The sequence below is a fragment of the Endozoicomonas sp. G2_2 genome, from assembly GCF_017744135.1.
GTDB lineage: Bacteria > Pseudomonadota > Gammaproteobacteria > Nevskiales > Salinisphaeraceae > Salinisphaera.
The window spans coordinates 24,414-45,777 of the sequence record NZ_JAGHQU010000019.1 but is presented as its reverse complement, the minus strand read 5'-3'; the positions used below and the strand labels follow the sequence as shown (position 1 = coordinate 45,777).

Genomic DNA, 21,364 nt, shown 5'->3' with positions numbered 1-21,364 from the left:
CGGCCTCGGCCTCCTTCAGAAAACCGATGATCTGCTCTTCGGTGTAACGCTTCTTCATGTCCAATCTCCAGACTTCGGGTGATTGGACTCCAGATCGGCCTGCTACTCAATAGTGGGGGATGGTCGTGCGGGGGTGACGATAGGGGAGGACACGCTGAAAAGTTCTAGCCTGGCCGACAGGTTGCGTTGGTTGGGATTATCCCTCGTGACGCTGCTTCTGGATCAAGCAACCAAGTACGCGGCCAGCACCTATCTCGCCTATGGTGAGCGCAGAGCCGTCACAGAGTTTTTTAGCTGGATCCATCTACACAATACAGGTGCCGCATTCAGCTTTCTGGCCGATGCGGGTGGTTGGCAGCGGGGATTCCTGATCGGTGTGCCCATTGTCATATCGGTCATGCTGCTGGGCTGGCTGTGGAGCGGGGGGACTTCGAAAGGTCAAGCGATCGCGCTCAGTGCAATTCTAGGCGGTGCACTGGGCAACTTGACGGATCGCCTGCTACGCGGCCATGTGGTCGACTTTCTCGACGTCCATTACGCACAGTATCACTGGCCGGCATTCAACCTGGCCGATGTCTGGATTACCACGGGAGCCGCATTACTGATCTGGGCGCATAGAAAATACGGCAACTGAGCGTATCGGCCGTATTACTCAGTCCCAGCTCGGGCTGCCTGCATCCCCACCATGGCTCAGAAGACGCGATACAAGCTCTTTAGAGCACAAGTTTGGAGTAAACAATGAAACTATTCGTAGTACCACTGTTGAGCCTGCTGGGCACCATTGTGGGCATCGCCCCAGCCGCGGGTCAGAGCGACCCGGACCCCATGGGCGGCGGCATGATGAACGAATCAATGATGCAATGCAGCATGATGGGTGGTCCGATGATGATCGTCTGGATGTTGTTCGTACTCCTGGTGCTTGTCGGGTTGGTGCTCGCTATCGTAGCGCTGGTCAAATACCTGCGTAGCTGAGCGGGCACATTTGTCTATCCCAATCGAGGAGAAAGCTCGCAGAGGTCGTACACAATAAGTATTGACCAAATTCGCTGCATGCTAGGGCGCTGCCGAGGCAGTCTTTAGGGTATTGCCGCCTGCGAAAGTATGACTTTTCGACTTGGCATGTGGTGCAAAGTCTGGCGGTAGACTGCAGAGCGTGCGAGCGGCCTTGAGAACTCGACAGGTTCGGGCGAATGCTTCGGTCGTGATAGCGGTAAGCGGTAGGGGGGGGCCAGTTAATGCCGCGGGGACGGAGCTTTTGGGGCAATCGGATCCTGTCAACGGGCGAGTCGAGATACAGGCGATGTCAGTACGTGTATTTATCGCTTGTGTATTCTCCACGGCACCTAAGGCGTGGCTCTAGGTGCGGTGGCGTAGGTGGCCCCATCGATGTATCGAGGAAGGAAAGTCATCGATGCATAGTGGCAAGCGGATAGATCGCGTTCGCATGTTCTTGCGCGCGGGAGTTCAGCAACTCGGTTGACTCATGATCAGCGGCGGATGATTTCCCGTTACTGGTCGGTAGCCGGATCTTGCCATACGCGATAGCGCTCAGGGGTATGCTCGCAGATTGCATTACGGAATTTCTCGTCACGGTCGTTGTAGCGTTTCGGGTAGCGTGTGTGGTAGCTTCCAACGCATGCCGTCGTCCCGCACCAATCTACAACGACTTGTGGCGATAGTGCTCACAGTGATTGTGGCACTGAGTGCGCAGGCGTGGGCGAGCCACGTGGATTGGCCGTCATCTGATGGCGAAACGTACTCTCACGTTGAGTCCACTGCGGTAGATGGTGCCGATTCCGGCGTTAGCGCTGAACATAATGATCACTGCAGCCATGCATCCGCTCACTTGGTAGGAATACAAAGTGGCACGCCGGATATGGAGCTCCACAAAATATCGTCGCGTAATGGACGACATCGCGACCTTTATCGCAGTTTGGCTCACACCCCCCTAGTCGACCCCCCCATAGCCTGAATCTTCTTCGCCGGGCGCTGCTTCATTGCAGGCGCCTCTTCTATTGCGATGAGGATTCACAATGTATTTCCCCCGTTTTCTCCCGGGCAAAGCTGCCTGTGGACTTTGCATGCTATGGGTTTCGCTGTCCGCCTCCGCGGTCACGCAGATACCTCAACCTCTGACTCTCAATGCCGCCCTGAATTGGGCGAGCGAATATAATCCGACGCTGCGTTCGGCTCGTCTGCGTATCCAACGCCTCGGTGGCGAGGCCATTCACGCGGATGTCCCTGTGCCATCTAACCCGCGCTTGGAACTGGAAGCCGGCCAGCGCGATCAGCCGAACGGCTCAAGTACCGACATCGGTATTCAGCTCAGCCAAGAATTCTGGATCGCTGGGCAGGGCGGTCTACGCGAGGACGCTGCGACAAGTAGGTTGGGCGCCGCGCGCGCTGACTACGATTTCCTGGCGGCCACAACGACGGCGCGTGTGCGTGCGGCGTTCCTTTCTGTCTTGGTCGCGGAGCAGGCAGTAAACACCGCCGAGCGCGTCGTTGATACCAACGAGCAGCTCGAGACTTACGCCAGGAAGCGACTCGACGCAGGCGCAGGTACCCGAATCGAATCCAACGCAGCTCGTCTTGGGTTGCAGCGAGCACGTGCGTTCGCCGCCGCGGCTCGAAATACGGCGACCCAGGCGCGGCTGGAACTCAAGGACCTGCTCGCGATCGATCCCACGCGCCGGCTCGCGATCGAGGGCGATCTGAGTTTTGCGCTGCTCGATATGCCGGATCGTGATCGCTTGCTGACGCGCGCCGTCGAGCGGCGCACGGACTTGCAGGCCGCTGCGTCGCGCGTGATTGCCGCTCGAAAGGAATTGTCGCTCGCCAATCGCGAAATCATACCGAACCTCACCGTGTTCGGTTTTTACCGCGAGGAAGCGGGTGGTCGTGACAAAGGTGGCTCGGATATCACCGGCGGCGGTGTTGGTTTCGAGCTGCCGCTGCTGGATCGCTATGAAGGCGAGCGCCAGATTGCGACCGCTGATCTAGCGCAAGCACAGCTCGATCAGGACAACCTTCAGCGCGAGGTTCGACTGCAGGTGCTTTCGGCCATCAGTGCATATGACGCCGGGCGCGAACGAGCAGATGCGCTAAGTGATGCGGTTTTAGAGGCCGCGGAGAGTTCTCTGGAGCTCACCCGACGCTCATTCGCAGCCGGCAAGGTGGGGGCAACCGCGATTACCTCTGCGCAGAACAACCTTTTTGATGTGCGCCGCGACTACCTCGACGCGCTTGGCGCGCTGGTTACGGCCGGCACCGATCTAGAGCGCGCCACGGGTGGTTTGCTCGTGATGGACAGCCGCGGAGCATCGCAATGAATAGACAGAAATCCATGAGGCACATCCGAATCCCCGTTCTACTGCTCGCTGCGATTTTCTTGCTAACGGGCTGTAACTCCAACAGCGGCGACGCCGAAGGGCCGCAGACCGCCGGGTCGGCGCAAGCGCAAGAAAGCGATCATGCAGATCACGACGAAGCCCGCCACGAAGGAGAGGAACACGGCGACGCCGAAAAAGGCGCACACGAATCAGCTCAGGGCGAAGGCGAAGGTGGCCACGAGGGGCACGGCGAAGAAAATCCGGATCGCGTCAAGCTTAGCGCCGAGCAATTTGAGCAATTGGATATCGCCACCGGCCCGGCAGAGAGCGGTACGGCGAACGCGTCGATCCAAGCCCCAGCGACTCTGCATTTCGATGCTGACCGCGTCGCTCGTGTGGGCCCGCGATTGCAAGCCAAGGTGGTCGAGGTATCGGCGGATCTGGGTGAAGCAGTATCGCGCGGTGAAACGCTTGCAGTACTCGACAGTGTCGCTTTAGGCAAGGAAAAGGCGGCATATCTCACCGCGGCCGCGCGCTTCAACACGCGCCAGGCCGCCTATGCGAGAGACCGCAAATTGGCTGCGGATCAGATCGTGAGTGATTCGGATTTGGCCGAGTCTCGTGCCGCATACGAACAAGCCAAGGCCGAGCGACGCGCCAAGCGTGCTGAGCTCAAGCTCTACGGCCTAGACAATGCGGCGGTCGACGCCATTAGCAGTGGCGGGGACGAGCCCTTGTCGCGACTGGAACTTTCGTCGCCACGCGATGGCGTCGTCGCGAAACGCGACTTGGTCGCCGGCCAAACGCTGAGCGCCAACGAAACCCCGATCCATGTCGTCGATAACACGCGAATGTGGTTGATGATCGATGTGGCCGAGCAAGCCTTGCCGGTGTTGGAAGCAGGCCAAAAAGTGCGCTTCACGGTGCGGCCACTGCCGGATGAAACCTTCGTGGGCACGATCGACTGGATCTCGCCACAGCTCGACGAACAAGCCAGAACGGTACGTGCCCGCGCTGTCGTCGAAAATCCCGACGGTTTGCTTAGAGCCGGCATGTTTGCAGACGCCAACATCGACGCCGGGGCGTCTAGCGGTGAGCGCTCACGTATTGCGCTCGTTCCCGTGGACGCGGTGCAACAAATCGGTGAGCGTGAAGGCGTATTCGTGCCCGCCGACCATGAGGGTGCTTACACGTTTCGACCGGTAAGCACCGGCGCAGAAAACCAAGGCCAGGTAGAAATCCGGGAAGGGATTCGAGCTGGTGACACCCTGGTCGTGCGCGGCGCATTCGATCTTAAAGCTGCTCTCACCGCCGGTGGCCGTAGCGCCGCACACAGCCACTAGGAGGGCGTCATGATTAACGCAATTATTCGCCTGGCGATGGCGAACCGGCTCATAGTGCTCGTCGCAGTTTTCGCGCTGGCTATCGGCGGCTATTTTTCGCTGCGTGCACTACCCGTGGATGCATTTCCGGACGCGACGCCGGCCCTCGTGCAGGTATATACCGCTAGCGAAGGACTGTCGCCGGTAGACATTGAAACACTGGTCTCCTATCCGATCGAGATCAGCATGTACGGGCTGCCGGGCCTCGAAAAAGTACAGTCCACGTCCATCTTCGGGCTATCGCGTGTGGACGTCTATTTCGAAGACGGCACGGATATCTACTTTGCCCGCCGGCTCGTGAACGAGCGGCTATCGGAGGCGCGTCGCAATATCCCCGAAGGTCTAGGCGAGCCGCAGCTCGGGCCCATTACGACCGGGCTCGGCCGAATTCTCATGTATTCGGTCGAAAACGAGCCCGGCGCAGATTACTCGCTTACGGAAAGACGGACAGCGCAGGACTGGCTGATCAAGCCGCAGCTGCGAACCGTCGATGGTGTCACGGGCGTGCTCTCGATCGGCGGTTACGAAAAGCAATACCAAGTGCGCTTGGACATGAGTGCCATGACCGCCCGCGGGTTGACCCCGGCGGATGTGCGCCAAGCGCTGGAGCGCAATAATCGTAACGTCGGTGCCTCGTTCATCGAGCGCGGTGGTGAGGAATACATTATTCGCGGCTACGGCTGGGTGTCGTCGGGCGATCAAGGTTTGTCCGATCTGCGCAACACCCGTGTCGGCACGCGTAATGGCCAGCCGGTTTATATTCAGGACATCGCCGAAGTTGGTTATGGCCGGGCAATTCGACGCGGCGCGGAAATCGCTAACGGCGAGGAATCCGTTGGTGGTTATGTTCTCAAGCTGATCGGAACGGATACACAGCGTGTCCTCGAGGATACCAATGCCAAGCTTGATGAAATCAACAAGTCGTTGCCCGACGGGATGGTCGCCAAGGTCTACTACTCGCAGGCCGAACTGGTAGACAAGGCAACTAGCACGGTCGTCGAAGCGCTGTTAATTGGCGCTGTACTCGTACTTGTTTTGCTGTATCTGTTCCTCGGCAACGTGCGGTCAACGCTTATTGTGGTGTCGAGTGTGCCGCTATCACTGCTCGTGGCATTCATCGCAATGCGCGTGTCGGGCTTATCCGCGAACTTGATGAGCCTCGGTGGCCTAGCAATTGGCATTGGCATGATGGTCGATGGCTCGGTCGTGATGATCGAAAACATCTTCCGGCATTTTGAGGAACGTGACCTTAAAGCCGCGAGCATGTCCGATCTGGTCGGGGCCGCGGCGCGTGAAGTCGGTCGGCCGATCGTGTTCGCTGTCGCGATTGTGATCCTCGTGTTCCTGCCGTTGTTCACGCTCCAGGGTGTCGAGGGCAAACTGTTCTCGCCGATGGCCTATACGATCAGCTTCGCGTTGGCCGCAGCGCTGTTGCTATCCCTGACGCTGGTTCCCGTGCTGGCCGTGCTGGCATTCCGACGGGTGACCACGATGCAGGAACCACGGTTCGTGTCATGGATGAAAGCGGGTTATCGGCCGATGCGGGATGCCGCGCTTAAGGCTCCGGTAGTCGTAGTGGGAACGGCGGTCGTGTTGTTCATCGCCAGCCTCGCTGTGTTTCCGCAGTTGGGTACGGAGTTCATCCCGACCCTGCGGGAAGGCACATTCATGGTTCGCTCCACCCTACCGCCCGGGGCGAGCCTGGATTCCGCGATTGCATACGGTAAGCGGGTCCAGGATACGGTCGGCGAGTTCGAAGAAGTCACCGGCACTTATTCGCGTGTCGGTCGTGCCGAGGTGGGCGGTGATCCGGAGCCAGTCAACGTCGTCGCAACAACGATCAACCTGAAACCTCTCGATGCCTGGCAGAGCGGACGCTCTTACGAGGCCCTTCAGAACGCGATGTCCGAACGGCTCGCAGCGCGTGTCCCCGGGTTGGCGAACAACTTTTCCCAGCCGATCCAGCTTAGAACCGACGAGCTGCTCTCAGGCGTTCAAGCACAGCTCGTCGTAAGTATCTTCGGTGACGACCTCGACAAGCTTGCCGAGGTCGGCCAGCAGGTTGCAGAGCTGGCGCGCAACACCACTGGCGCCGTGGACGTGCGAGCCCAACAGCAAGGCGGCAAGCAGCAGGTCGTAATAAAACCGGATCGCGAGGCCTTGGCACGCTACGGGATCAGCGTGGACGATGTGCTGAACACCGTGTCCGTCGGCGTCGGTGGCGCCTCCGTTGGCCAGGTCTTTGACGGCGTGCGGCGGTTCGATATTTTCATGCGTCTGCAGGCGAACCAGCGCGAGCGGATCGACGCGATTCGCAACTTGAATCTTCGAGCACCCGACGGCGCATTGATTCCGTTGTCTCGCGTGGCGAATGTCGAGGTTTATACCGGCCCCAAGCAGATCTCCCGCTCCAACGCCAGCCGGCGCCTGTACGTGCAGATGAACGTACGCGGTCGCGATATGGGCGGCGTCGTGAATGACCTGCGTGCCGGCATCGATCGCGAGATCGACATGCCCCCCGGCTATTTCGTCGACTTCGGCGGCCAGTTCGAGAACCAGCAGAGGGCCATGAAAAGGCTTTATCTCGTCGTGCCCATAACTATGGCGCTGATATTTTTGTTGCTCTACAGCGCATTCTCGAGCCTCCGCTATGCGGCGCTAATCTTCTTGAACGTGCCGTTTGCAATCATCGGCGGCATTTTCACGCTGTGGATATCCGGGCTGTATCTATCCGTCCCCGCTGCGGTGGGCTTTATCGCCGTGTTCGGCGTGGCCGTTCAAAACGGGGTAGTCCTGGTTTCCTATATCAATCAGTTGCGTGATCACGGTATGGAGCTTGATGAAGCGGTCAGCACCGGCGCAGAACATCGGCTGCGACCCGTACTCATGACGGCCCTAACAGCGATTCTGGGCTTGATTCCACTGCTCATGGCCAACGGTATTGGGTCTAACGTGCAACGGCCTTTGGCTGCGGTAGTCGTTGGCGGGCTCGTGACCTCAACGCTCCTGACGCTATTGGTTTTGCCGGCCGTGTACCGCTGGTTCGCCGAACCACGTCGCGAAGTAGAGCTATAAGAAGGAGGCTGACCATGAAAGAAATCAAGGCTTATGTACGAGAGGTCATGCTCGAACAGGTGATGTCAGCCCTGGCGGACATTGACGGCATACCCGGGATTGCTGTGGTGCACCTGCGTGAATACGGCCATGTCCAAGACGGCGGATTGGAGCGGGTCAAAATGGCCAAGCTCGAAATCGACGTGCCGGAAGCCCTTGCAGATAGGGTGGTTGACGCGATCGTGGCAAGTGCGCGTACCGGTGAAGGCCATCTTGGTGATGGGAAGGTTTTCATCTCGGACTTGCGGGATGCCATTCGAATCAGCGACGGACAGCGCAATGAAAACGCCGTTCGCCACTCGCCGAAGGCAGGAGATTCAGATGAGTGAGCACGACCACGGCGGTCATAGCCACGGGCATGCCAGCGGTAAGCTACTGATCATCTCTCTCGTTTTCACGACCGGGTTCGCGATTGTGGAAGTGATCGGTGGACTCTGGGCCAATTCATTGGCCCTGGTCGCTGATGCAGGTCATATGATCACCGATTCCATGTCTCTCGGCATTGGGGCATTCGCTGCGTGGCTGAGCCAGCGGCGTGCATCGACAAAACACACGTATGGCTATGCCCGCGCCGAAGTTATCGGGGCGTTGGTGAATGTCCTGTTCATGCTGGGCGTTGTCGTTTGGATTGTCGTAGCCGCTTTCGAGCGGCTTGCAAACCCACAGGAAGTAGGTGGAACCACCGTCATGGTGGTTGCCTTTATAGGCTTACTCGTCAATATCGCGGTCGCGTGGATTCTCATGCGGGGCGAGAAAAGCATGAACGTGCGTGCCGCGTTGTTGCACGTGATGGGTGATCTGGCGGGCTCGGTCGCAGCGTTGCTGGCCGGGCTAATCATCTATCTCACGGGATGGCTCCCGATTGATCCGCTGTTGTCACTATTCATCAGTGTGCTGATCGGCTTTGCGAGCATTAACGTTCTACGTGATGTTCTACGCGTCCTTATGGAAGGCACGCCCGGTCATGTCGATATCGATAATCTGAAGCGCGCTATGGCAGAGGTCGAGGGTGTTGTGGAGGCCCACCACATTCATGTTTGGTCTCTCTCATCGAGCCGACATGCGTTATCGGCGCAAATAAAGCTCGACCAGATCGGACAGTGGGAAGAAGTTCTCCCCAAGCTGCAAGAACTGCTGCAGCGGGATTTTGGTGTCGGACACAGCACATTGCAGCCGGAAACCAATCAAAACGCTAGCTCGCATCTCGCGGGGCCTGCAGCACGCCGCTAGATTGCGTAGCGTTAACGGTGGTAACCATGGCAAAGAAGTGTGAAGTTGTTCGGGTTGTTATTGCCATATTCGCGAGCTTACTTACTCTGGACCATAGCAACGCTCTCGCGGTCGAAATTACTGCTACAAGCGAAGTGATCCGAGAGCGTTTTGAGTCCACCCTGCAGCGCGCGGAGCGTGGCGACCCTAACGCACAAAATTCAGTAGGCGGCGCATTGGCTGTGGGAGAAGGCGTGACACAGGACGCCGCCGCGGCGTATCGCTGGCTGCGCAAGGCAGCTGAGCAAGGTCATGCGGCTGCCCAATACAATTTGTACCTTTTGTTGCGCCAAAGCCCTAGTCTTGGGGAAAGTTCGGAGGCTGCAATGCAATGGTTGCAAAAAGCGACCGACCAAGGAGTTCTTCCTGCACAATTCAGTCTCGCAGAACTCTATCGCAAAGGTAGAGAAGCTCACGAAAATCGACGTGAGCGCACCGCAATGTATTACTTGTTGGCTGCAAAGCAGGGTTTTGCGGCCGCGCAGTTTTATACCGGATGGTGTTATGAAAAAGGCATTGGGGTGCTCCAAAACGACGTCGAGTCCACTCGGTGGTACTTGAAAGCCGCGACGCAGGGCCACGTCGATGCCCAGATTAACTTGGCGGTGAAGTACGCCCAGGGCAGGGGCGTTGATAAAAGCCTGACGCAGGCTCGGCGATGGTTTAAGCGCGCAGCAAGACAGAATTCTGCGGTCGCTCAGTACAACCTTGGTAAGCTGTACCAGCGCGCGCAGAGCGATGAGGTCAATCTCGTCGAGGCCTACGTGTGGGTTTCATTAGCAGCAAACAAAGGGCTAGAAGCGGCTTTAAAAGAGCAGGCGCTCCTCCTGAGCTTAATGTCCGACGAGCAAATCAAACGAGCCAAAACTCTAATTGCTGACCGGAGCGAGACGCTTGATCTGAATGAAGCTCATGATCGCCAGGTGGCAAGTCGGCGTAGTGTAGGAGCCACAAAACCAATATCAGGACTCGAAGCGTTCGTGCCTGAGCAGGCCGAGGCTTTCGAAGACTAAAAACCGGTTAATGCCACCACTTCTAGTCGAGTGTTTCATCGGTCAAATTAGAAGTGTTACGCCTTGTGCCGTTCGAAACGCGTGCGACCGTCGAAATGTTCTGAAAGAACAAGTCATTTGGCAAATCTGCTCAGAATAGGCGATGTCGGCATCCGCATCGGCTCACTTTTCCGGCCGAGCACCGTGCGAACACTCAAAGGCTATTTCAGTAGCTGCCTAGGGAATTAGGGTCGCTTGTGACAGCATCCGCCAGAGAGGATCCGCCAAGCCGCCCAGAGCGACGGTAAACGACGCACATAAGAAGACAGAGAGTGCCGCCCAGTAGCCGAGTGTGTGCATGGGCCGTGCCGGCTCGGCGAAATATACGGGTGCCAACACGCGTAGGTAGTAAACGAGCGAGACCACGGTATTGACCAGCGCGAGCACCGCCAGCCAGGCGTAGCCGGATTCAATCGTGGTGACGAACAGCGCCAGCTTGCCGACGAAACCGGCAAGCGGTGGAATACCCACCAGCGATAGGAAACTCAGGATCAGTGCGGCCGCGAGCAGCGGATGAGCGGTGGCGAGGCCGCGATAGTCGGCCAGGTTCGTGCGCCCGCGTAGTTGCGTCACGACACCAAATGCTGCGAGGTTCGCGACGGCATAACCTGCGAGAAAGAACAGCAAAGCCGGCAGGGCATAGGGGTCGAGCCCCAGCACGACAACCGCCATCAGTGCGTAGCCGGATTGCGAGACCGAGGACCAGCCCAGCATGCGCCGCACGTCATTCTGAGCAAGCGCGCCCAGGTTGCCGATGGTCATGGTCGCGACCGCGATCGTAGCAACCACGGCGCGCCAGGCAATGTCTTGCTGCGGGAACAGATCGACGAAGCGGGCCAGCGCGATGGCCGCGCCGACCTTGGGTGCAATAGTGAGAAAGGCGGCCGCGGGCGGCGGCGCGCCCTCGGCGACATCCGGCATCCAGGTATGGGCCGGCACGGCAGCGAGCTTGAACGCGACACCCACAACGACGAGGCCGAAGGCGACGAGCGTCATCCATTGCGGACTGTCGTTCGTGCGGGCGGCCAACTCGCCGTAGTCCGTGGTGGCAAACAGCCCGAACATCAACGTCACTCCGAGCACGAGCAGGGTGTTCGCCAACGCGCCAACCAGAAAATACTTCATGCCGGCTTCGACCGACAGCGGCCAGCTACGGTGGTACGCGGCCAGCGTATAGCCCGTCACCGAGGACAGCAGGACGGCCATAATCAGTTGCATCAGGTCTGCCGCGCCGGCAAGCAGCATGGCCCCGAGTGTGGCCAACAACAAGATCGCATAGTATTCGCCGTGGCGCCGGTCGCTGCGCAGCCATTCGGGCGTCAGCAGAACGCTCAAGGCAGCCGTGGCCAGGATGATCACGCGCGCCCAGATGCTGGCGCCGTCGAGGGCCCAGACCCCCGAAAAAGTCAGTCTCGGGGCCTCGCCCAATTGGGCCAGACAGAACGCGGCTGCCACGGTCAGACCGATGAGCGCGCCCGGGGCAGCCAACCACTGATCGCGCTCGCGCATGAAGCTCGCCGCCAGTAGCAGCACCACCGCGCTGACCAGAACGCTGAGTTCGGGGAGAACGTCGCTGACCGGCATCCTAGAACCCGGCCGTCAATAAGGCGGTTGCACTGCTGATCGGTGTCAGCAGCCAATTTGGATATATGCCGATCACCACGATCAGCAGTGCGAGTATGGCGAGGACGCCGATTTCGACGCGCGCGAGATCGCCGAAGCTCTTGCGGTCCGCCGGCAGCTCACCGAAAAACAGCTGTTGCAGCATCTGCAGGAAGAGCGCGGCGGTAATCAGAATACCCAGCAGCGCGATGGCGGCCAGCCACGGATAGACGCTGAAAGCACCGACAAATATCTGCAGCTCGGCAACGAAACCGGCGAGCCCCGGCAAACCCAGGCTCGCGAACGACGCGAGAACCGTGAAACGTGTGAGGTTCGGCGCGACCTGGCTCAGACCGCCGTACTGCTCGAGGTCGTAGTCGCCGGTGCGCTGCCAGAACGCGCCGCAGATTAAGAACAGCGCGCCGGTGATCAGTCCGTGTGCGACCATTTCTACGGTGGCACCGGTTAACGCCATCTGCCGCGCGGCCTGCTCGCCGCCTATCGTTGCGGCCGCGGCGATACCCAGCAGCACATAACCCATATGATTGACTGACGTATAGGCAATGCGGCGTTTGAGATCGCGCTGCGCCATCGAGACCAACGCGCCCCAGAGGATCGAGATGACCGCCAGAACGGCCAGCGCGAAAGCATAGCGTGCGAAGGTCTCGCTGAGCATCGAATAGGGAATGCGAATGAGACCATAGGCGCCCATCTTGAGGAGCACGCCCGCGAGCACGGCCGAAGCCGGACCGGGCGCATTCACGTGCGCTGGCGGCAGCCAGGTATGCAGGGGTACGAACGGCGTCTTGATACCGAAGCCGACGACGAATCCCACAAGGACTAGCGTCGCGCGCAGGTCCATGCCTGCGAGTGCCTGTTCGGCGATCAGCGTACGCATGTCGAAGGTCAGCGGGTCGGTCGCTAGCACCAGGCCGATGATCGCCAGCAGAATGGCCAAAGAACCGGCAAATGTATAGACGAAGAACTTGATCGCGGCTCGCTCGGCATCGCCGTGGCCCCAACGCCCGATCAGGAAGAACAGACCGACCAGGCTCAGGTCGAAGAAGACATAGAACAGCGCCAGATCCAGGGTAAGGAACACGCCGAGCGATACCGCTTCGAGAAATAGAAACCACGCGTAGTATTCTCGCGCCCGCCCTCGTGTTTCGGCGGGCCAAGCGATCGCCGCGACGAACAGCAGGGCGCTCATTGTGGCGACTACCAGCGCGATACCATCGACACCCATACGCCAGCCAATGCCGAGCGCCGGAATCCACGGATAGTCGACAACGTACTGAAACGCGGGTGCGTCCGTGCTGGTATCGAAGCCGAGCCAGACCGCTGCGAGCAGGAGCAACGGCGCACTGCCTACGCCGCAGGCGAGCCATCGGTACGCTGGTTCATTCAGGCGTAAGAAACTGAACGCGAGCGCGCCCAGCAGCGGGATCAGAATGGTGGCCGTGAGCATGCTAGCGCCCCACAAAGAGAATGATCGCCAACACCACGGCGCCCGCGGCCATGAAGGCAAGATAGTGGTGTGAAAGCCCGGTCTGGAAACGGCGGCTGTCATCGCCGCTCAGGGCAAACCAGCGATTGGCGCCCTCCGGCAGGCCGTCGGCAAGACGGTCTAGCCCTCGATAGGCGACACGCGCTGTGAAGAGCCCGCCGGCGCCGATTCGGCGCACGGCGCCATCGATGATGGCATCGTCGAATCCTGCGCAGCGCTGTGCGAGCGCATGAATGGGGCGCCCGATCAAGCGATCGATCGCGAAGGGCAGGCCAAGCCAGTCGGCGCAGCTTGCGAGCGCGCCGCTCGCGCCCAGCGCCGGGTGCAGGCGCGCGATCAGGAGGCCGGCGTACAGACCGACACCGACAGCCAGCAACGAGCCGATGGTCTCCCAGGCCGGGGGCGCCGGAAACGGGGTCGCGAACCAGCCGCCCAACGCCTGCTGTATGCCTGGCAGCCAGAGTAGGGCAAGCGCCAGGCTGGTGGCAGCCAGCGAACCGGTCGCTATGGTTTCGGTCGTTCGCGACGTGGCGCTGCTATCGTTGGCGCTAGGGCCATAGGCGCTATAGACAAAGCGCATGGCATAGGCCGCGCTCAGGGCGCCGGCAAGCATGACGGCAAACGCCAACCAAGGGCTGAAATGCCCGGCGGCCGTGACCATCATTTCCTTCGTCCACGCTGCGCCCAGGGGTGGTATACCGGCCAAGGCGAGCGCACCGACCGCGGTTGCCACGGCCGTGATTGGGAGGACGCGCCCGAAGCCCATCTCCGTCAGGCTGAAACTCACGGCCTGACGGCCCGCGATGCCGGCGCTTAGAAACAGCAATGCCTTGAATACCGCGTGCGCCACCAGATGCAGCAGCGCTATTTCAGGATAGCCAGCGCCGACCGCGACGAACATCAAACCGTAGTGTGCAGAGGTGGAAGCCGCGAGCAATTTCTTTGCGTGAGGCTGGAGCAGGGCGGTCAAACCGCCTGCAAGCGCCGTGGCGAGTCCGATGCCGATTGAGGCAGGTCCAAACCAAGGCATCTGAGCGAGTATGGGTTCGAGCCGGATCAACAGATAGGCCCCTGCAGCGACCATGGTGGCCGAATGCAGCAGGGCAGACACCGACGTCGGCCCGTCCATGGCACGAAACAACCACGGCGCGAACGGGAGCTGCCCGGATTTCGCGGCCGCGCTCAGTACGATCCCGGCAACCAGAATCGTTTGCTGCGGCCCACCGAGGGTTTCGAGCGCGGCAAAAGCGAAGGTACCCGTATCCCTGAACACGACCATGGCCGCGACGAACAGTCCGAGATCGCCGAAACGGGTCATCACGAATGCGTAGCGCGCCGAGGCCGCATGCGATACGCGTTGCCGTTCGTGCCCGATCAACGCCCAAGAGCAGGCGCCGACTAGCTCCCAGCCGATAAGCAGGGTGATAAGGTCGGCCGCGATCACCAGCAACAGCATGGCGCCGACGAACAGCAGTAACAGCGATACCAGACGGTTCAAACCCTGCAAGCGTTCGTGGGCCGCGGCGTAGGCCAGCACGGGTAGCGCAATGACCGGTACCAGCAACGCCATGACGACCGACCGTGAGGTCAGTACCACCTCGAACTGAAGCGGGGTACTCCAGGCGAATCGTCCGACCCAGCCCTCCAGGCCCGCGAAAACCGTCAGCAATAGTGTGACCAGCAGCACACCACAGCCCGTAGCGCCCAGAGCGGGACGGCGCTGCATCGGCGACGCATGAACGATGACGGCAGCGAAAAGCGGAAACAGGGCGACAAGCCAGAGCATGATCAATGCTTCAGCGTCGTCAGGCCTTCGGTGACATCAGCCTGGCGATTGCGGTAGACCGCAGTGATCAATGCGAAGCCTACGGCCATTTCGACCGCCATCACGGCCATCACGATAATGGTCAGCAGCTGGCCTGTCGGCAGGCCGCCTGCGGTAAGCGACCAGAAACCGACCGCTGCGAGCATGACGCCGTTGAGCATCAGTTCGAGGCCCATCATCAGCATCACGAAAGACTGTTGCGACAACGTGCCGTAGAGCCCGATGCCGATGAGCGCGGCGGCGACGACCAATATCGTTGTGAGTGTCATGAGCGCCTCTCGATCAGTGGTGATGATGGGCGTGGCCGCCGCCCTGTTCCGGCTGACGGCCCGCCGGCTCGCCACCCGGTTCCAGGGGCGGCGGTACCGAGCCCGTATCGGCGGCGCCGAAGCGTCCGCTGCGGCTCGACAGAATGACGCTGGCAACCATGGTTGCCAGCAGCGTGACACCGGCGGTTTCGAAGATCAGCATCGAGTCGCCGAGCAGTTCCTTGCCGAGGCCGGCGACGACCTCGGTGCCCGGTGCGACCGGGTTGGAGGCAAAGCGCGTGACAATGATCAGACCGGCCAGTGCCGCGAAGAGGAAGACGCCGGCCGCGATCGAGAAACGGTGCTGGTGCACCATCATCATCGGATTCAGGCCCGCCGGGTTCATCATGTACATGACCATGAACAACGCCATCACCATCATCTCCACTGCCATCATGAAGACGGTCGCGATGCCGAGATATGGCGCGTTCAGCAAGACCATGATCAAGCCGACGGCGATGAACGACAGCATCAGGAGGAACGAGGCGCGAACCATCGAGTCGGTGCAGAACACGCGCCAGCCGCTTACCACGGCGATCGCCGCGAAGATCCAGAATGTGATATCGGTGACGTTCATAGCGCCAATACTCCGGCCCATACCAGGTGCAGGAACGATAGCGGCAGTAGCACCGTCCAGATCAAAGTCATCATCCGACTCGGCGAAATCCGAGCCAGCTGGTGGCTGAGGCCGACCAGGACCAGAAGCACGGCTGCGGTCTTGAGCACCAGCCATACCGGCCCGGGCAGCCAGGGCCCCAGGTAGCCGCCCAGGAATACACTGGCCGCTACGGTGGCCACCGCTGTAAGCATCGCGAGCCGCGCGAATTCCCAGACCAGTCGCGGCGCGCCGGATACCTCGGCCGCGGTGCCGCCCGCAATATCCGCCGAGTCGGCATAGTTGAACGGGCCTCTGAAGCTTAGAGACAGGCCAAGCAGCAGGAAAAGCGGGAGCCCGAGCGGCTGGCGGATGACATTCCAGAGTTCGCGCTGGGATTCGATGATCTTCGGAACAGCCAGCGACTCGGCGGGCAACGCCGCGGCGATAAGCACGAACATGCTGATCAGCATCACCGGCAGTCCGATGGCGACATAGCGGTAGGCGCCGATCAGGCCGAATTGGGAATTGGCCGACCAACCGTGCAGGAAGACGACCACAACCGTCAGCGCTTCGACGGCGCCCCACCAGACGATGCCGACTTCGAGGTCCGCAAGTACGTTGGTGCTGGAAAAAGGCACGAGTGCGACACCGGTACCAGCCAGCCCAGCGTACAGCGCAGGCGCCAAGCGCCAGTTCAGCAAATCCGGCGCTTCGGTCAGGTTGGACTGTTGACGCAGTATCGTGGCGCACCGGTAGAGCGGGTTGGCGAGCGGCGCGCGCGGCTGTCGACCTTCGCGCGCGGCCGCCCAGAGCCCGTCGAGCACGGCTATGTACCACGCCATGCCGAGGAGGAAAGCGACCCAGGTCATGGTTAGAACGATCGGGGTCATGGGGCCTCCAGTGGCGCCATGCGACACAGCGCGGCGCTATCGAAACTGTTGAGCACCAGCAGCGCCTCACTCCATTCAAGCCCCGGTAACAGCTCGGTTACGCGATAATCGATCGGCGGTGCCCGATGCGCCCATGGCGCCTCGATAAGTGCGCCATGGTCGATCATCGCGTCGGGTGCCGCCGAAACGAGCGCCAGCGCTTGTTCGGCTTCGTCGAACCACTGCGCCAGACGCGCTCGACAGTCGCTTTGTGTTTGCATGACCGGCGTGAAGTCGAGTCGTGTGTACGTTGGGTTGTCGCTGCGGTGGTCGATGGCGTGGCCGGCAGCGCGTTGTACCGGGCCGCCGAGTTCACGCGCCAGTCGGTCATCGATCCGACCGAGCCCCGGCGCGAGTGCAGCCTTCAAACCGGATCGGGCGGCCGCTTTTCGCAGCGGCGCAATAGCGATGGTCTCGTTCGCGCGTACGCGTGCCGCCAATATTTGGGCGCGCCGACTCAGTGTTGGCAATCCGACGAGCGACAGGAGGCGGGCGATGCACACGAGATGGTGCGCAGCGCGTGCTCGCTCGATCTGCGCAAGGGCCGTCGTTTCGTGCAGCAAGTGATCGAACGGTACGCGATCGACGTCGCGCGGCGGATAGGTTGGGTTAACCACTTCGGCTGACTGGATCACGTCGCCCTGGAACGTCACCTCCAGTACCAGTCCAGCGGGCCAGTACGGCATGAACGGGCCGATCTGGGTGGTGTAGACATCCAGCGTTAGCCCGTCGCGAATATCCGGCGTCGGCGGCATGGGCATCATGCGCCCGTAGGGCACGCCACCCATCATCCCTTCGCCGCCCTGACCGTGATCGCCCTTGCCGCGCCAGGGAGCGGGTGGCTCGTCCGGGAGCCGGTGCGTCTCCGATGCATGGGCGCCGGAAATCAGGTTGCGGTAAAGCGCACGTAAAGAAATTACTGGATCGTCGGATGACGCAGCGCGCTGGGCGTCGTCCACGTCGGCTTGAGGCTCGTCCCCCCACCAGAACGTGGCGCGTGGGTGGGGGAGCTGGTCGTGGAGCCGGTCGAGGTAGGCCTGGTCGCTATCCCGGACGCGGCCCGCGACCAACAGGATACTGGCGTGCCGGGGTGTGGCGGTCACGTCGATATCCGCATTCCGCAGCAAGCGCTCGACGGCAGGGGCGCGGTCGCGCCCCATGGCCACGAATACCGGCACGGGAGCGCGTGCCGCCAGGCGCTCGAGCATCTTCACTGCCACCGAAAGATACCTTCGCGCCAGCCGTAGAGAATGCCCACCGTGAGGATGGCGAGGAACATGCCCATCTCCGCGAGCGCCTTGACGCCTTCGGCGACGTACACGACCGCCCATGGGTACATGAACATCATCTCCATCTCGAAGGCGATGAACAGCAGCGTCATCGAGTAGTAACGCACATGAAAACGCTGCCAGGCGTGCGTGTTCGGTGCGCTACCCCCGAGAAACGGGATCTTCTGCGGCTCGACCACGCGATCGCGACGAGTGCGTGCCGCAACCCACTGCAACAGCAGGGCGCCCGCCACGATCGTGCCCATGATGGTGAGTAGGCCCGTTAACGCCATTGCGTTTTATCCTCTTTGGCTCGCTGCAAGCCCGTACGCGAAGTCCACAGACATGCTAATGAGATGAACGCCCTCCATACATCCGGTGATTTCCCTATCAGTACCAGGCGCGGATACCGACCACGAAAGCGGTCGACGACGTTTCCTCGCCTTCGGCCTGGGCGATGTCCTTGGTTTCGCCATAGGTCTGCTCCCAGCGTACGCCGATATAAGGCGCGAACTCGCGCTTGATCTCGTAGCGCAGCCGGATCCCCATCTCGGTGTTATTGAGACCGCTGCCCAGTCCGTATTCCGGCACATCCTGGGCTGAGGCATTGATTTCGGCGCGCGGCTGTAGGATCAGGCGCTGGGTGAGCAGCAGCTCGTACTCGAACTCGCCGCGAAAGCTTACGTCGCCGTCCTCGCTGACGAACAGGGATGTGTCGGACTCGAACCAGTACGGCGCCAAGCCCTGCAACCCGAACACGGCAAAGCCGCGGTCCGGATTCGGGTTGACGTCGTAGCGCAGACCGGCCTGCGCACTCCAGAACGGCGAGATCGTGCGGTTGTAGAGCGCCTGAAATTCGGTGCTCTCGGGGGAGCCACCGCGCATCGGGCCTTCGCCCTCGGTCTTGAACCAGAGTTTGTTGTAGTCGCCGCCGATCCAGCCCTGAGCGTCCCAGAGATAGTTGTTGGTGCCCTCGACGTCGCCGTACTCGAGGCGATCGATCAGGAAGAACTTATGAATCTGCTGATCTTTGATGGGCTTTTTCCAGGCCAGCGGCGCCCCGCTTGAGGGCTCGACGGGCCCCTGGGGGATGACCGAGTCGAGATCGGCTTTGCCATCGGATGCCGCAAAAGCTGGGGCCGTAGATCCCAAAAGAAGAACGGCCGCGCCGAGGATGGTTGGGGTCGATTGTTTAAGCATTCTTGTCTCCGGATTGATCGCTCACGCGCACGACGCGGAACATGCCCATTTCCATGTGATAGAGCAGATGGCAGTGAAAGGCCCAGCGGCCCGGTTCGTCTGCCGTGATCAGCAGCGATGCGCGGGATCCCGGCAGCACGCTTAGGGTGTGCTTGAACGGCAGGTGCTCGCCCTGGCCGTTCTCCAGCTCCATGAACATGCCGTGCAGATGGATGGGATGTTCCATCATCGTGTCGTTAACCATGATCAGCCGAATCCGCTCGCCGTACGGAAACTCGATCGGTGTGGCGTTGGAGTACTTCACACCGTCGAACGACCACATATAGCGGTCCATATTGCCGGTGAGATGGATCTCGATGGTCTTCGACGGTTCACGCCGGTCCTGCATTGGAACGACGTTACGCAGCTGGCTGTAGGTGAGCACGCGATGATTGACGTCCTCCAGCCCGGTGCCGCGCTCGGCGAGGCGATCACGCTGTACGTTGGCGATGTTGATATTGCCGGCACCGTGCATGTCGGGGCCGTGCTTGGCGATCACCGGCCCGGATTGTTCCATCATTGCGCCCGTACCCATGGTCCCGGCATTCGGGCCCGTGCCATGGGCCATCTTTTTCATATCGTGGCCCATGCCGGCCATTTTTCCAGACATCTTCGAGTCGGCCATCTTGTGGCCCTGATGCGACATCCCGGCCATGCCCGATTCCTTTTGGGGCATGGCCATCTTTTGCATCGAGCCGTGATCCATCGCCTTCTGGCCTTGGCGGTGCGACATGTCCATGCCGCCCATGTCCATCTGGCTCATGTCCATGCCCATATCCACCATCGTGCGCTGCGGCTGTTCGCGCAGCGCCGGCACGGGCGCGACCATGCCCGCCCGCGGCGCGAGCGTGCCGCGGGCATAGCCGCTGCGGTCCATGGTTTCGGCCATGATCGTGTAGGCCTGATCGGCCCGGGGCTCGACCACCACGTCGAAGGTCTCGGCCACGCCGATCTGAAACTCGTCGGTCTCGACCGGCTGCACTTCCTTGCCGTCGGCCGCTACCACGGTCATCGGCAAGCCCGGCATGCGGACGTTGAAATAGGTCATCGCGGAGGCGTTGATCACGCGCAGGCGAATACGCTCGCCGGGCGTGAACAGGCCGGTCCAGTTCGCATCCGGGTGTACGCCGTTCATCAGGTAGCTATAGGTGTAACCGGTGACGTCGGCGATATCGCGCGGGCTCATGCGCATGTCGCCCCAGGCAAGGCGATCCTTCAGCGTGGTGGCGACGCCGGATTGGCGAAAATCCTCGGCCAGATCGCCGAGCGTGCGCTCGCTGAAGTTGTAGTAATCGCTCATTTCCTTGAGCTTTGCGAGCAGACGATGCGGATCCTCGAAGGTCCAGTCGTTGAGTACGATGACGTACTCGCGGTCGGCATTGATGCCGTCGTCGCCTTGCGAATGAATCACGATCGGCCCGGTCTGGCCAACTTGCTCCTGCAGCCCGGAATGGCTGTGGTACCAGTAGGTGCCGGCCTGGCGCACCGGAAAATCGACTTCGAAGGTCTCGCCGGGATCGATGCCGGGAAAGGCGACGCCGGGCACGCCGTCCATCTGGAACGGCAGCAAAATGCCGTGCCAGTGGATCGAGGTCGACTCGTCGAGATGGTTATGCACCCGCAGGTGGGCGTTCTGTCCTTCCCAGAGTTCGACGATCGGGCCGGGCGTGGTGTGGTTCAGCGTAATGGCCGACGCGCGACCGCCGGCGATATCGATCATCTCGCGGCGGACATGGACGTCCATCACCACATCGCGTGCGGCGCCGCCCGGGACCTGAGCGGCGGCGGTGTCGAGGTATCTTGCCGCGCCAGCGGCCAGGCCGTTGCGGGCATAGGCTGGTAACAACGCATTGAAGCCGGCCAGCACGCCGGTCGCGCCCATGGCGCGCAACAGGCGACGTCGGTCGCTATCGTGTGTATGTCGAGTCATTTAAATATC

General features: G+C 60.9%; 18 protein-coding genes. 8 read left to right on the top strand and 10 right to left on the bottom strand.

The window, feature by feature from the left end:
• The first annotated feature begins 133 nt into the window (after window positions 1-133).
• The 8 genes from lspA to J7355_RS16580 all read left to right on the top strand — a co-directional run bounded on the left by lspA (window position 134) and on the right by J7355_RS16580 (window position 10,110).
• Window positions 134-634 (top strand): signal peptidase II, encoded by a 501-nt coding sequence (gene lspA / locus J7355_RS16615; protein WP_348523049.1) that lies wholly within the window; start codon window positions 134-136, stop codon window positions 632-634.
• Window positions 635-738: 104 nt separating this feature from the next.
• Entirely contained in the window at window positions 739-972 is a 234-nt protein-coding gene (locus J7355_RS16610; protein WP_209064697.1) for a hypothetical protein, read from the top strand.
• A 1,061-nt stretch (window positions 973-2,033) separates the two neighbouring features.
• Window positions 2,034-3,332 (top strand): TolC family protein, encoded by a 1,299-nt coding sequence (locus tag J7355_RS16605; protein WP_209064696.1) that lies wholly within the window; start codon window positions 2,034-2,036, stop codon window positions 3,330-3,332.
• Complete coding sequence (locus J7355_RS16600; RefSeq protein WP_209064694.1) at window positions 3,329-4,675, top strand: efflux RND transporter periplasmic adaptor subunit; 1,347 nt, start codon at window positions 3,329-3,331, stop codon at window positions 4,673-4,675. Before J7355_RS16605 ends, J7355_RS16600 begins: the two co-directional genes overlap by 4 nt.
• 9 nt (window positions 4,676-4,684) lie before the next feature.
• Window positions 4,685-7,789 carry a CusA/CzcA family heavy metal efflux RND transporter gene (locus J7355_RS16595; RefSeq protein WP_209064692.1) on the top strand — a complete coding sequence of 1,035 codons (3,105 nt, stop codon included), beginning with the start codon at window positions 4,685-4,687 and terminating at the stop codon, window positions 7,787-7,789.
• A 14-nt stretch (window positions 7,790-7,803) separates the two neighbouring features.
• Window positions 7,804-8,157, top strand: coding sequence for a P-II family nitrogen regulator (locus J7355_RS16590; RefSeq protein ID WP_209064690.1), 354 nt, complete (start codon window positions 7,804-7,806; stop codon window positions 8,155-8,157).
• Window positions 8,150-9,058, top strand: coding sequence for a cation diffusion facilitator family transporter (locus J7355_RS16585; protein ID WP_209064688.1), 909 nt, complete (start codon window positions 8,150-8,152; stop codon window positions 9,056-9,058). The genes J7355_RS16590 and J7355_RS16585 overlap by 8 nt, the downstream gene beginning before the upstream one ends.
• A 26-nt stretch (window positions 9,059-9,084) precedes the next feature.
• Window positions 9,085-10,110, top strand: a complete 1,026-nt coding sequence (locus J7355_RS16580) for a tetratricopeptide repeat protein (RefSeq protein ID WP_209064686.1) — start codon at window positions 9,085-9,087, stop codon at window positions 10,108-10,110.
• Between the two features lie 216 nt (window positions 10,111-10,326).
• On the opposite strand, the gene J7355_RS16575 is transcribed toward J7355_RS16580, so the two are convergent.
• The 10 genes from J7355_RS16575 to J7355_RS16530 all read right to left on the bottom strand — a co-directional run bounded on the left by J7355_RS16575 (window position 10,327) and on the right by J7355_RS16530 (window position 21,355).
• A complete protein-coding gene (locus J7355_RS16575) occupies window positions 10,327-11,733 on the bottom strand; it encodes an NADH-quinone oxidoreductase subunit N (protein WP_209064684.1) in 1,407 nt (468 codons plus the stop codon).
• Window position 11,734: 1 nt separating this feature from the next.
• A complete protein-coding gene (locus tag J7355_RS16570; RefSeq protein WP_209064682.1) occupies window positions 11,735-13,219 on the bottom strand; it encodes an NADH-quinone oxidoreductase subunit M in 1,485 nt (494 codons plus the stop codon).
• A gap of 1 nt (window position 13,220) precedes the next feature.
• On the bottom strand, window positions 13,221-15,044 hold the full coding sequence (locus J7355_RS16565) for a proton-conducting transporter membrane subunit (protein WP_209064680.1): 1,824 nt from the start codon (window positions 15,042-15,044) through the stop codon (window positions 13,221-13,223).
• A gap of 2 nt (window positions 15,045-15,046) precedes the next feature.
• Window positions 15,047-15,352 carry an NADH-quinone oxidoreductase subunit NuoK gene (gene nuoK, locus J7355_RS16560; protein WP_209064678.1) on the bottom strand — a complete coding sequence of 102 codons (306 nt, stop codon included), beginning with the start codon at window positions 15,350-15,352 and terminating at the stop codon, window positions 15,047-15,049.
• A gap of 13 nt (window positions 15,353-15,365) precedes the next feature.
• A complete protein-coding gene (locus J7355_RS16555; protein WP_348523048.1) occupies window positions 15,366-15,905 on the bottom strand; it encodes an NADH-quinone oxidoreductase subunit J in 540 nt (179 codons plus the stop codon).
• A 59-nt stretch (window positions 15,906-15,964) separates the two neighbouring features.
• Entirely contained in the window at window positions 15,965-16,879 is a 915-nt protein-coding gene (locus J7355_RS16550; protein WP_209064674.1) for an NADH-quinone oxidoreductase subunit H, read from the bottom strand.
• Window positions 16,876-18,126 carry a hypothetical protein gene (locus tag J7355_RS16545; protein WP_209064672.1) on the bottom strand — a complete coding sequence of 417 codons (1,251 nt, stop codon included), beginning with the start codon at window positions 18,124-18,126 and terminating at the stop codon, window positions 16,876-16,878. Before J7355_RS16545 ends, J7355_RS16550 begins: the two co-directional genes overlap by 4 nt.
• 2 nt (window positions 18,127-18,128) lie before the next feature.
• The gene (locus tag J7355_RS16540; protein ID WP_209064670.1) at window positions 18,129-18,479 is read right to left on the bottom strand and encodes an NADH-quinone oxidoreductase subunit A; all 351 of its coding nucleotides are present in this window, start codon (window positions 18,477-18,479) and stop codon (window positions 18,129-18,131) included.
• Window positions 18,480-18,576: 97 nt separating this feature from the next.
• Window positions 18,577-19,386: a copper resistance protein B gene (locus J7355_RS16535; RefSeq protein ID WP_209064668.1), complete on the bottom strand. Its 810-nt coding sequence runs from the start codon at window positions 19,384-19,386 to the stop codon at window positions 18,577-18,579.
• Window positions 19,379-21,355: a copper resistance system multicopper oxidase gene (locus tag J7355_RS16530; RefSeq protein ID WP_209064667.1), complete on the bottom strand. Its 1,977-nt coding sequence runs from the start codon at window positions 21,353-21,355 to the stop codon at window positions 19,379-19,381. Before J7355_RS16530 ends, J7355_RS16535 begins: the two co-directional genes overlap by 8 nt.
• Between the last annotated feature and the right edge of the window lie 9 nt (window positions 21,356-21,364).